The organism is Arthrobacter sp. NQ4 (assembly GCF_029077345.1).
Classification (GTDB): Bacteria; Actinomycetota; Actinomycetes; order Actinomycetales; family Micrococcaceae; genus Arthrobacter.
On the sequence record NZ_JARETC010000015.1, the window covers coordinates 87,592 to 99,370 of the forward strand.

Annotated in this window: 11 protein-coding genes and 1 tRNA gene; 5 read left to right on the top strand and 7 right to left on the bottom strand. The window is 65.0% G+C overall.

Going from position 1 to position 11,779, the window contains the following annotated elements; genetic code table 11:
• Window positions 1-77 precede the first annotated feature (77 nt).
• Window positions 78-154, top strand: a tRNA-Pro gene (locus PUN51_RS19030).
• 153 nt (window positions 155-307) lie between these two features.
• Here the strand turns inward: PUN51_RS19030 and PUN51_RS19035 are convergent.
• On the bottom strand, window positions 308-538 hold the full coding sequence (locus PUN51_RS19035; RefSeq protein WP_159630682.1) for a hypothetical protein: 231 nt from the start codon (window positions 536-538) through the stop codon (window positions 308-310).
• Window positions 539-665: 127 nt separating this feature from the next.
• On the opposite strand from PUN51_RS19035, the gene PUN51_RS19040 reads away from it, so the two are divergent.
• Complete coding sequence (locus PUN51_RS19040; RefSeq protein WP_159630680.1) at window positions 666-1,931, top strand: helix-turn-helix domain-containing protein; 1,266 nt, start codon at window positions 666-668, stop codon at window positions 1,929-1,931.
• A gap of 103 nt (window positions 1,932-2,034) precedes the next feature.
• Here PUN51_RS19040 and PUN51_RS19045 read toward each other — a convergent pair whose 3' ends face one another.
• Window positions 2,035-2,970: a phosphoribosylaminoimidazolesuccinocarboxamide synthase gene (locus tag PUN51_RS19045; protein WP_224027039.1), complete on the bottom strand. Its 936-nt coding sequence runs from the start codon at window positions 2,968-2,970 to the stop codon at window positions 2,035-2,037.
• A gap of 1 nt (window position 2,971) precedes the next feature.
• A complete protein-coding gene (gene purD / locus PUN51_RS19050) occupies window positions 2,972-4,288 on the bottom strand; it encodes a phosphoribosylamine--glycine ligase (RefSeq protein WP_159635163.1) in 1,317 nt (438 codons plus the stop codon).
• 95 nt (window positions 4,289-4,383) lie between these two features.
• Here purD and PUN51_RS19055 point away from each other — a divergent pair, with 95 nt between their 5' ends.
• The 3 genes from PUN51_RS19055 to PUN51_RS19065 all read left to right on the top strand — a co-directional run bounded on the left by PUN51_RS19055 (window position 4,384) and on the right by PUN51_RS19065 (window position 7,494).
• Window positions 4,384-5,970 (top strand): molybdopterin-dependent oxidoreductase, encoded by a 1,587-nt coding sequence (locus PUN51_RS19055; RefSeq protein WP_224027040.1) that lies wholly within the window; start codon window positions 4,384-4,386, stop codon window positions 5,968-5,970.
• Window positions 5,971-6,061: 91 nt separating this feature from the next.
• Window positions 6,062-7,078 (top strand): asparaginase, encoded by a 1,017-nt coding sequence (locus PUN51_RS19060; protein WP_275182152.1) that lies wholly within the window; start codon window positions 6,062-6,064, stop codon window positions 7,076-7,078.
• Between the two features lie 38 nt (window positions 7,079-7,116).
• The gene (locus PUN51_RS19065) at window positions 7,117-7,494 is read left to right on the top strand and encodes a sterol carrier family protein (RefSeq protein ID WP_159630672.1); all 378 of its coding nucleotides are present in this window, start codon (window positions 7,117-7,119) and stop codon (window positions 7,492-7,494) included.
• Window positions 7,495-7,512: 18 nt separating this feature from the next.
• Here the strand turns inward: PUN51_RS19065 and PUN51_RS19070 are convergent, their stop codons facing one another.
• Genes PUN51_RS19070 through PUN51_RS19085 form a run of 4 tightly spaced genes read right to left on the bottom strand, consistent with a single transcriptional unit; the run spans window position 7,513 to window position 11,344 of the window.
• On the bottom strand, window positions 7,513-8,178 hold the full coding sequence (locus tag PUN51_RS19070; protein WP_159630670.1) for a Pr6Pr family membrane protein: 666 nt from the start codon (window positions 8,176-8,178) through the stop codon (window positions 7,513-7,515).
• A gap of 54 nt (window positions 8,179-8,232) precedes the next feature.
• On the bottom strand, window positions 8,233-8,994 hold the full coding sequence (locus PUN51_RS19075) for an SDR family oxidoreductase (RefSeq protein ID WP_275182153.1): 762 nt from the start codon (window positions 8,992-8,994) through the stop codon (window positions 8,233-8,235).
• A 14-nt stretch (window positions 8,995-9,008) separates the two neighbouring features.
• Window positions 9,009-9,752 (bottom strand): aspartate/glutamate racemase family protein, encoded by a 744-nt coding sequence (locus tag PUN51_RS19080; protein ID WP_275182154.1) that lies wholly within the window; start codon window positions 9,750-9,752, stop codon window positions 9,009-9,011.
• Window positions 9,753-9,775: 23 nt separating this feature from the next.
• Window positions 9,776-11,344: an NCS1 family nucleobase:cation symporter-1 gene (locus PUN51_RS19085; protein WP_275182155.1), complete on the bottom strand. Its 1,569-nt coding sequence runs from the start codon at window positions 11,342-11,344 to the stop codon at window positions 9,776-9,778.
• Window positions 11,345-11,779: the final 435 nt, after the last annotated feature.

An 11,779-nucleotide genomic window follows, 5' to 3' on the forward strand; every position in this document is an offset into this window, starting at 1 on the left:
CCGCGGGTGCCCGGCGTCCGGATTTCGCATCGGGACCCTCGATCGGCTATCCTTGTAAAGTTGCTTTTGCAGCGGATCGGGATGTAGCGCAGCTTGGTAGCGCGCTTCGTTCGGGACGAAGAGGTCGCAGGTTCAAATCCTGTCATCCCGACCATAACGAAAAGAGGGTCTCCTTGCGGAGGCCCTCTTTTTTGTATCTCGATGTGGTTACGGCAAATCCCCCAGCGAGTGTCACCGGCAGTTAAAAGGAACGGCCCCGGAGCTGTCGCTCCGGGGCCGCCTTCGCCTCCTTTTGTGAGGAAGCTATTTAGACGGGGTCAGGCCAGTTGCCGGTGTAGGTGACGTAGCTTGTGTCGGTGGTGGTGGTGCTCTTCTTGTCTTTCTTCACCTTGCCGGAAACAGGATCAGGCCAGTTGCCGGTGGCTACAGCTACATGCTCGGAGTCGGCAAGGGAACCTGCCGCCAGAACGGCCGGGGCGGCCGCCGAAAATGCCAAGGCACCAGCCAGAACGGCTGCCGCTGCAATCTTCTTCAACATATAAGTTCCTCAATACGAGTCGGATTCGTTACAAAGCCAGCACTGTCCTTGTTGACACACATTGTAAAATGTTTTCCACAGGGGCTGTCAAGCCCCCGTGCACGAAGTCCGGAAGAGGAGGAGTCCCGTGGGCAATGGATTCGGGGAAAAGCTCAGGGCGGAGCGGCTCGAGCGGGGCATGACCCAGGCTGAGCTGGGCAAAGACCTTTATTCACCCAGCTACATCTCCCTACTCGAAACCGGGCGTCGTGAGCCAACGGCCGAGGTCATTGAGGAATTAGCCCGAAGGCTCGAATTGGCGCCGAAGGCCCTGGAAGCGTGGAGCCAACCCATCTCCGTCAGCGACGCTGAATATGTTCTCGCGGGCCTGTATGCCCGCCAGGCCTGGGACCTCAGGGACTACCCCTTGGCGGCCAGTCATGCTGCCTCCGCCGCCCAAATAGCACTCGAAGGCAGGAACACGAGCGCCTGGTGGAACATGAGCTACATGCAGGCGGAGTGCCTGCTGAAACATGGAGATCTGCTCGAGTGCCGGCAGTTGACCGAGAGGCTTCTGGAACACCCGATGGCACGGGAGTCCGCGGGGCTGGGGGCGCGTGCCCGCCAAATGCTGGCTGTGGTGTACCAGCGCCAGGGCCAGCTGACAACAGCCGTCGATCTCGCCACTGATGCCGTAGCGGTCGCGCAGCAATTGTCCAAGGGCTCAATAATCACTGTCGGCGCATACAGGGCACTGATTGGTGCCTTGGCCGAAAGTGGCCGCCTCGACGATGCCTGGAAGTACTGTCAGGATCTGCTTGGACAAGTCGATGAAGACGCGATGACGCAACTGGCCGGAGAAGTCGCTTGGGTGGTCGGCAATGTGGCGTTCATGCGCCACGACTACACCGAGGGCGTGAAGCACCACGAGCGGGCGGCCCGCCTGCTCTCCCCCGCCAATGACATCGAGTTGTGGGCGCGGTTCAACAAGGCGTCTGCGGCAGTCAGGCTTTCCTCAGGCATCGTCGAGCCGGAAACGCTGGCTGCGATCGAGCGCGCCGAGCTGGCGTTCTCCATTGTCAGCGGCACCAAGAGCGACGAGCTCGAAGTCGCCTTCATCCGCGCACGATGGCTCTATTTGACGGGGGACATTGTCGCCGCCGTCGAAAAACTCCGCGAAATCCACGCGGAGCGTGCAGAGCTCGCCAAACACACCGCGGGTGAAGTTTCGCTCCTCCTGGGCAAGTCACTCAAAGCATCCGGAGAACTCGATGAGGCACTCGTGCATCTGGAAGAAGCCCGGAAGGCCTTCGCTACAGCCGGTGCGCAGGACCGGGTGCAGCAGGCGCTGGACGCCATCCTTGAAATCAAGCTGGCGCAGAAACGCGCGGCCGCGTCCTCAAAAGCCAGCTGACCACAGGGCCCGCAAGCCAGAAGGCCAGTCAACCGAAAGACCAATTAACTCAAAAGCCAGGCAAGCCCGCGGACGGCGGGCTCACCTGGCTTTTGGTTGCGTCCTAGGAAAAGGTCTTTCCGGTGATCTTCTCGTACGCCTCGACGTACCGGCTGCGGGTACGGTCAACCACGTCTGCCGGAAGGGCCGGCGGCGGGGTGTCGGATGACTTGTCCCAGCCGGATTCGGCCGAGGTCAGCCAGTCACGCACGTACTGCTTGTCGTAGGACGGCTGGGCCTGTCCCGGCTTGTAGGTGGCTGCGTCCCAGAAGCGCGAGGAATCGGGGGTCAGCACCTCGTCGCCCAGGGTGATCGAGCCCGAGACGGCGTCATACCCGAATTCCACCTTGGTGTCCGCCAGGATGATGCCGCGCTCCCGGGCGATCTTTTCCGCCGTCGTGTAGATCTTCAGGGTCAGCTCGCTGAGGCGGCCGGCGATGTCGTCCCCCACCAGGGCCACCACGGCGTCGTAGGTGATGTTCTCGTCGTGCTCGCCGATCAGTGCCTTGGCCGACGGGGTGAAGATCGCGTGCTCCAGCCGGGATCCGTCCACCAGCCCCTCCGGCAACGGGATGTTGCACACCGTTCCGGACGCCTTGTATTCCACAAGACCGGAACCGGTGAGGTAGCCGCGGGCAATGCACTCCACCGGGAACATGTCCAGCTTCTTGCAGATCATGGCCCGGCCTTCAACCTCGGCCGGAACACCGTCCTCAACGGTGGAGCCGAGCACGTGGTGTTCAACGCCCAGCTGGTCGAACCACCAGAGGCTCAGCTGGGTGAGGATGCGTCCCTTGTCGGGGATTTCGCTGGACAGCACGTGGTCGTAGGCGCTGATGCGGTCGCTGGCCACCACCAGCACGCAGTCCTGCCCGAACCGCTGAAGGACGGCTTCGTCGGCGGGCTCGTAGAGGTCGCGGACCTTGCCGGAATAGATGTGCTTCCAGCCGGGCAGGTCCAAGGTGTCGGTGGCGTAGCCGCGGTTCTCGGGAGTAGTCATGTCAGGCCTTTGCTTTCACGATGGGCATGGAGCCCGTGGCGCCGTAGGGCACCTTGATTTCGCCGCGGGCGGCCTTGCGGGCGATGTCGCTGCGGAACTGCGAGCCTTCCAGCTGAACCAGCTCCACGCCGTCGTACGCCCGTTCGCGCGCCTCCACCAGGTCGCTGCCCAGGGCGACGACCGCCAGGACGCGGCCGCCGGCCGAAACCACCTTGCCGTCCCCGTCCAGGGCGGTTCCGGCATGGATGACGTGCACGCCGTCCAGGGCTTCCACCTTCTTGAGCCCGCGGATGCGGTCGCCCGTGCGGGGCTTGTCCGGGTAGTTCTCGGAGGCAATGACGACGGCGACGGCGGTTTCCTTGGCCCACCGCAGCTCTTCTGCCTTGTCCAGTTCGCCCTTGGCCGCCGCCATCAGCAGCGCACCGAGGGGGGTCTTGAGCCGGGCGAGGACCGCCTGCGTCTCGGGGTCACCGAAACGGACGTTGAATTCGATGACCCGGGTACCACGGGAGGTGAGGGCCAGGCCCACGAACAGGACGCCAACGAAGGGGGTTCCGCGGCGGGCCATTTCATTGACCGTGGGCTGGGCTACCCGTTCGAGGACTTCCTGCACCAGGCCCTCGGGGGCCCACTCGAGCGGGGTATAGGCACCCATGCCGCCGGTGTTGGGCCCTTCATCGTTGTCGAAGATGCGCTTAAAATCCTGGGCGGGCGAGAGCGCCACGGTGTTCTGGCCGTCGCAGAGGACAAAGAGGGAAACCTCGGGGCCGTCCAGGAATTCCTCGATGACCACGGAGCCGCCGGCGTCGAAGCAGGACTGGGCGTGGGCCAGGGCTTCGTCACGGTTCCTGGTGACCACTACGCCCTTGCCGGCAGCCAGGCCGTCGTCCTTCACCACGTACGGGGCACCAAAGGTGTCCAGGGCGGACGCTGCTTCCTCGGCGTTGGTGGCCACAAGGGCCATGGCAGTGGGGACGCCGGCCTCCGCCATGACCTCTTTGGCGAAGGCCTTGGAGGCCTCCAGCTGGGCGGCAGCCTTGCTGGGTCCGAAGACGGGGATACCGGCTTCACGAACGGCGTCGGAGACACCCGCAGCCAGTGGAGCCTCGGGGCCCACCACCACCAGGTCCACGGCGAGCCGGGTGGCCAGTTCCGCAACCGCATCGGGATCGTTGCCGTTGATGTTGTATGTGGGGACCAGCTTGCTGATCCCGGCATTGCCGGGCGCCGCGTGGACTTCGGACACGTTGGGGTCGGCAAGCAGGGAGCGGACAATGGCGTGTTCGCGGCCTCCGGGGCCAATGACGAGTACCTTCACAGTGTCCAAGGGTACTTTGTGCACCCTTTCCGCTCCTAAGCTGTGTCCTTGCCCGCCCGGTCAATCCGTGCCGCCCGCCGCTCCGAACCATACACATGACAAAGCTTCGAAACCGGATTACGGGCCCCGCCCCCCTGGCCGCACTGGCAGGCGTGGTGGCGGCCGCCGTCGTACTTGCCGTTGCGGAGCTGATCGGCGCATTCTTCACCGCCCGGGCAACGCCCCTGTTTGCCTTGGGCTCGACGTTCATCGACTTCACCCCGCCGTGGATGAAGGACTTTGCGATCGCCACCTTTGGGACCAATGACAAGGCCGCCCTGTTCGTGGGCATGGGCCTGACCATCGCTGTGCTGGCCTGCATCCTGGGCGTGGTGGCCTACCGGAAGTGGGCTCTGGGAGTCCTGGGGGTCCTGTTCATGGGGGCCGTGATCGTGGCCTGCGTGGTGACCCGCTCCGGCGTCAGCGGCGCGGACGCCATCCCGTCCATTCTGGGAACTGTTGCCGGCCTGGCGGTCCTGCGCCGGCTCATGGTGCCGCTGTGGGGGCTGAAGACGTGGCCTGAAGCGCCGGCGGACCAGGCGGACGACGACGACGCCCCGCAGCAGGGTGCGGGCACCAACCGCAGGCGCTTCTTTGCCACTGCCGGGGTTACCGCGGTGGCCGCCGGTATCGCCGCCACCGGCGGGAGGCTACTGGGTGCCGCCCGCAGCAACGTCGCCAAGGCACGCGAAGCGCTAACGCTGCCGGCGCCGGCAAAGGCGGCGTCCCCCGTACCGGCCGGGGTCCAGTCCCCGGTCCCGGGCGTCACCTCGTGGCTGACACCCAACAACGACTTTTACCGCATCGATACGGCCCTGAGCGTCCCGGAAATCAACATTGATGACTGGCAACTGCGCGTGCACGGCCTCGTGGAGCAGGAGATCACGCTCACCTTCAAGGACCTGCTGGACGCACAGCTGATCGAATCCCATGTGACCCTCACCTGCGTGTCCAACCCGGTGGGCGGCAACCTCGCCGGCAACGCCAAATGGCTGGGACTTCCCATCCGCGAGGTCCTTGCCCGCGCCAAGCCCAAGGACGGTGCGGACATGGTGCTGTCAAAATCCATCGACGGTTTCAGCGCCTCCACTCCCCTGGAGGTCCTGCAGGATGACAGGGACGCCATGCTGGCTATCGGCATGAACGGCGAACCGCTGCCGCTGGAGCACGGCTACCCGGTGCGGATGGTGGTTCCCGGGCTCTACGGCTTCGTCTCCGCCACCAAGTGGGTGGTGGACCTGGAGGTCACCCGTTTCGCGGACAACAAGGCCTACTGGACCGAGCGTGGCTGGTCCGAGCGGGGTCCCATCAAGACCATGGCCCGCGTGGATGTGCCCAAGTCCTTCGCCAAAGTGCCTGCCGGGAAGGTGGCCGTGGGTGGTACCGCCTGGGCCCAGACGCGCGGCATCGCCAAGGTGGAAATCCAGATCGACAACGGTGACTGGGCGGAAGCCACGCTTTCCACCGAGGCTTCCACCGTCACCTGGCGCCAGTGGTCCTACGAGTGGGATGCCACGCCGGGCCCGCACTACATCAAGGTCCGCGCCACCGACGGCACCGGGGAGGTCCAGACGGACAAGCGTGCCGATCCGGTTCCCGATGGCGCCTCCGGCTGGCAGTCGGTAATGGTCACGGTTCAGTAGCCACGGTTCAGCAGAAGGTCACGGTTCAGTAGATGGCCACTCCCGCGTAGATGACCACGGCTCAGCAGGGGCTGGCCCATAGACTGGCCGTATGCCGCACAATCCGCACGCAACCTTTACCGTGGACTCCGCCGTCGAACTGGCTGTGATTGAACGCAGCGGCTTCGTGGAGTCGCGGCACATCGGCTCCGCCGTCCTCCTGTCCGCCGACGGCGCGGTGGTGACCGAGCTGGGCGACATCAATACGCCCATCTACGCCCGGTCCGCCCTGAAACCGTTCCAGGCGCTGGCGTCCATGCAGTCCGGCGTTCCGCTGCGTGGCGCCCAGGTGGCCATCGCGTGCGGAAGCCACACCGGGTCCCTGGACCACATGGACGTGGTGGCTGGAATGCTCAAGGCGGCCGGTGTCCGCGAAGACCAGCTGCAGTGCCCGGAAGCGTGGCCGCAGGACGAAACGGCCCGGAACTGGCTGGTGCGCTCCGAGAAGGGAAAGTCGCGGCTGGCCTACAACTGTTCGGGAAAGCACGCCGCTTTCCTTTGGGCCTGCACGGAGAACGGGTGGGATACGCACAGCTACCTGGAGCCCAACCACCCCCTGCAGCAGCGGGTCCGCAGCGTCATCGAGGAATACACCGGCGGGAAGATCGCCCATCTTGGGATTGACGGCTGCGGCGCCCCCGTAGCGGCCGTTTCCCTCAAGGGCCTGGCCCAGGCATACTCACAGCTCGCCAAGGCCCCGGGCGACCACAGCTACAGCGCCAGGGCCGCAACGATCGCCACGTCGATGCTCGATTATCCGTGGGCCGTCCAGGGCCGCGGCGAAGCCAACACCGTGGTCATGGACGAGCTGGAGATCATCGCCAAGATCGGGGCCGAGGGTGTGCTCGCAATGGCCACGCCCCAGGGGGTCTCGGTCGCCGTGAAAATCCTGGACGGGAACGTCCGGGCAACGTCGCTGGTGGCCCTGACCTTGCTGGCCGCTGCCGGCGCGGTCGAGATCCCGGGGGTTGCCAGCGCCTTGGAGAAGGTGGTGGAACCCGTGCTGGGCGGCGGCCGGCCGGTCGGCAAGATCCGGTTGGGGCCGGCGGTTTCGGCACTCCTGGACTGACACCCGTCTCCACCCGACGCGAAAGGAAGACTGAGAGCATGGCCGTAGCCCGCCGTCGTATTGACGTCCAGGAAGGCAAGGCAGCGCTGAAGGCATGGCTGGAAGCTGCGCAGCCGCCGTCGGGCACTCCCCTGCCTCGGACCGTCCTGGCCACTGCCGTGCGGTACTCCCTGGAGGAGTTGACGGCGCGGGCGCCGGGCAACTCGGTCGAAGTGCGGGTTCCGCCCTTTGGCGTCACCCAGTGCGTGGAAGGCCCACGGCATACGCGCGGGACCCCACCCAACGTCATTGAGTGCGACGCCGCCACCTGGCTTGCCATGGTCACCGGCCGGATGGCGTGGGCGGACGCGGTCGCTGCCCACAAAGTGGCGGCGTCCGGCCTGCGTGCGGACCTCTCGGCTCTGCTCCCCCTCTAACCTGGCCCCACCCGCGGGTCAGATGGAACGGGCAGCCGGATCCACCTCGGCCGGGCGCGCCGCTGCATGCGGGACCCGGTTCTGCAGCCGGGTGGACAGCGCCGCCACCACGGCAAAGGCAAAAGCGCCGAGCGCGATCAGGACCGACATCACGGCGACCGTGCCGTAGCCGGCAGCCCTCGGATCAAGGAATGGGTACGGGTACCAGTCCACGATGGGGCCCCTGACCAGGCTGTAGGCAAGGTAGAGGACCGGAAACGAGAGCCACACCAGGGAGGTCCGGACCGGGATCCGGGTCCGGGGCAGGTCCACCAGCCAGTCGATGACCATAACGGTGGGGATGGTGTAGTGCAGCACTACGTTGATCCACGGGATGGGTGTGTTAACGTCCACGTCACTGAGCAGCAGGCTGTACGTGATCCCGGTAATGGTCATGTAGACGGTGGCGGCGCCGCGGAGCAGTTCGAGCCACCGCGGGCTGCTGCCTTTCCACGCGTACCAGCCCGCGGTCGCCAGGGTCACGAAGGCGATGATGTTGGACTCGATGGTGAAGTAGCTGAAGTAGTTTCCGGCTTTGGCCCCGGGCACGTTCTGGACCAGGTGCAGGAACTGGAACAGCACCGCCACGAAGCCCAGCAGTGCGAACCAGAAGCGGAAAAGGGCCAGTCCCCTGTTTGCGGTCATGGCCTGATCCTAGGGCCTTCTTTATGGCCGGCCCCGCAGCACTGCCCGGGGTGGCTACCCGCGTCCGATGAAGGGCATGCCCGCGGCGGTGACCACTAGCGAGCCCACGCTGGCCGAGGCGGGCATGTTGGCCATCATCAGCACCGCGCGCGCCGCGTCCGCCACCGGGAACATGGGTTCCACCTTGCGGCTGCCGTCCGCCTGCAGCGCCCCGGAGCCGACGCCGATGGTGTCCATGATCTCCGTGGCCGTGTTGCCGATGTCGATCTGCCCGCAGGTGATGCCGTAGCCGCGGCCGTCCAGTTCAATGCTCTTGGTCAGGCCGGTCATGGCGTGCTTGGTGACGGTGTAGGCTACAGTCCTGGGGCGTGGCGAATGCGCGGAGATGGAGCCGTTGTTGATGATCCGCCCGCCCTGCGGCTCCTGCGCCTTCATGGCCCGGACGGCTGCGGCGGCACACAGCATGGATCCCGTGAGGTTCACGGCCAGCGTTGCGTTCCAGTCCTCCAGGCTGATTTCGTCCACACCGGCCGCCGGGCCAAAGACGCCGGCGTTGTTGAACAGCACGTCCACCCGTCCCCACTGTTGCCTGGCCGCCTCGAAAAGCCGTTCGACGTCGTCGGGCCGGGTGACGTCGCACGGCACCACCAGCGCGTCCGGGCTGCCATCCGCGGTTTCCTTCAGCTGCGCCTCCCTGCGGCCGGCAAGTGCCACGCGGTAGCCGTCGGCCAGCATCTGCCGGGCAACCTCCCTGCCGATGCCGGATCCGGCCCCGGTGACGACGGCTACTCTTCGGACCTGCTGGGGGGTGCTCACGGTGTTCTCCTGGCTCAGAGCTGTGCCGGCACGGCCGGCGTGTTCAGTGGCCAGCCTATGACGGTCTTGGGCCTTGGGGCAGCGAAGGTCCGCACCTTGGAGGTGGACAGGCGCATCCTGACCAGTGATTCAGCGATGGTCACCGCGGCGGCCACACCGTCCACCACGGGAACGCCGGCCCGCTGCCTGATCTGTTCGTCCAGCCCGGCCATGCCGCCGCAGCCCAGGACAATGACCTCGGCCTTGTCCTGGGTGACCGCCAGCATGGCCTGGTTGATGATGGCTTCCACGGCGCGGTCCGGCTCCTCCTCAAGCTCCAGCACGGCCATGCCGCTGGCCCGGACTGAGGCGCACCTGGCGTCCAGCCCGGCCAGCTTCAGCCGGTCCTCAATGAGGGGAACCGTGCGGTCCAGGGTGGTGACCACGGAGTATTTGTGGCCCAGGAATATGGCCGTGCTGGCGGCGGCTTCCGTGATGTCCACCACCGGCACGTCCAGGAGCTCCTGCAGCCCTTCGCGGCCGTGTTCGCCGTAGCCGGCCTGGATAACAGCGTCGAACGGTTCCGGGTAGGAAGTGACGGCATCCATGACGGCGATCGCAGCCAGGTAGCTTTCGAAGTTTCCTTCGCAGGAGTCAGCGCCAAACCTCGGGGTGATGCCGACGATTTCCGTCCCGGCTGCGGCCACGCTGCGTGCAGAGGACGCAATCGAGTCGGTCATCGACGAGGTGGTGTTGACGTTTGCGACGAGTATACGCATGGGAAGGTCCTTTGTCCTGCGGCTCAGTGGGTGCTGGCGACGGCGATGGCCTCGCCGTCGTGGTCCACGAGTCTTTGGTTGCGGTCGGCGATGAAGAAGTAGAGCGCCGCGGCGATACCGGCGGCAAAGAACCAGGCGAACGGCGCCGCGGCGGCCAGCCCCGGAACGAAGGCGATGAGGAGGGCCAGGACGGCAGCGGGAACCATGGCGATGATCGCCCTGGGGTTGACGCCCTTTTTGTAGAAGTACGCCCCGTCCGGGGACGCCGTATACAGTTCCGGCACGTTGACCATGCCACGCCGGATCAGCCAGTAGTCAGCCATGACGACGCCGAACAGCGGGCCGAGCAGCGCACCGAGGCCGCCGAGGAAGTACACAATGACCAGTGGGTTGTTGTAGAGGTTCCAGGGCAGGATGAGAAGGCCGATCGTGGCCGATACCATCGCCGCCTTGCGGAAGTTGAGCCGCTTGGGGAACAGGTTGGTCAGCGCATAGACGGGGGCCACGAAGTTGGCCATCAGGTTCACTGCGATGGTCAGGATCAGCAGGGCAAGGCAGGCCAGGACCAGGAACAGCGTGTTGGGGATGGTCTGGACGATGTCCGACGGGCTCTTGATGATGGTGCCGTTGATCTTGAACTGGCCGCCGGCCATCACCACCACAATGGCTCCGAAGAGCAGCATGTTGATGGGGATGCCCCAAAAATTGCCGCGCACTACAGCCTTCTTGGATACCGCGGAGCGGGTGAAGTCGCAGAAGTTCAGGACGAAGGTGCCGTAGATGGAGACCCACAGGGCGCCGCCGGCGAAAATAGTGAGCCACATTTCCGGCCCTTCCAAGGCCTTGTCCGAGGACCAGGCAATGCTTCCTCCTGCTTCCACGAAGATCCAGACGGCCATCGCGGCCATGGTGGCAAGGATGACGGGGCCGGCGAAGGCCTCGTACTTGCGGATCATTTCCATCCCGAAGCTGACGATCACCAACTGGACCACCCAGAGGGTCACGAATGCCATCCAGCCCAGCGTGGACAGGCCCAGGATGGAGTCTTTGTCCACGTCTGCCAACGCAGGAAACATGGCTACGAGCATCACGCGGAACACCACGGAAGCGAGGTACGTCTGGATGCCGAACCAGGCCACAGCCACGGCACCGCGGAGGAGGCTGGCAATCTGCGCTCCCCTGATACCAAAGCTGATGCGGCTCATGACCGGAAAGGGAACACCGGTTTTGACGCCCATGAATCCGGAAAGCGTCAGGAGTCCGAACAGCAGCGCCGCGCCAATGCCGAGCGCCATGAGGATCTGCCACCCACCCAGGCCCAAGGCAAACAGTCCAATGGCAAAGGCGTAGTTGCCCAGGCTGTGCACGTCATTCGCCCAGAGGGTGAAGATGCTGTAGCTGGTCCAGCTGCGGCCGGCGCGCTTGGTTGGGGCAAGATCGGAGTTGTACAGGGAAGGGCTGATGGCCGTGCCCGAGGCGGCGCTGGCTGATTCGCAGAGGGCTTCAACGCTGCCGGCGGGATGTGCTGCAGGAGCTGACGGCACTGTCACGCCCTGCTCAGCATCAACGCCCGCCGTGGGAGGGGTTTGCATAGGGGTCTCAATTCTTTGGAGTATTCCGCGTGGTGAGGCCGACCTGCGTCGTTTCTGTTATTCCACATTGCGGAAACGAGATATTGAATAGTGAAATAAGAGTATGAGCTGGGTCACTGCGGGTCAAGTGCCGCAGGGTGCCCGCCCGGTCACAATGCGTTCCCTCGGGGCCGCGCGCGGCAATCCCCGCGCTGGTGGCACCCATCACGTTGACCGGCCGACAGGCTGGCAGTAATCTCATCTAGCAATAATATTTTCTCGCAATACGAAAATATTGCCTAACGCATTCAATGACGAAAAGAGGCTGCCGTGGCTGCAGGAGAAGATACCTCCCATATCCTCAGCGGGTTGACTAACCAGCTGCCTGATCGTGATCCGGAAGAGACTGCCGAGTGGGTTGAGTCCCTGGACGCGTTGATCAGGGAACAGGGCACC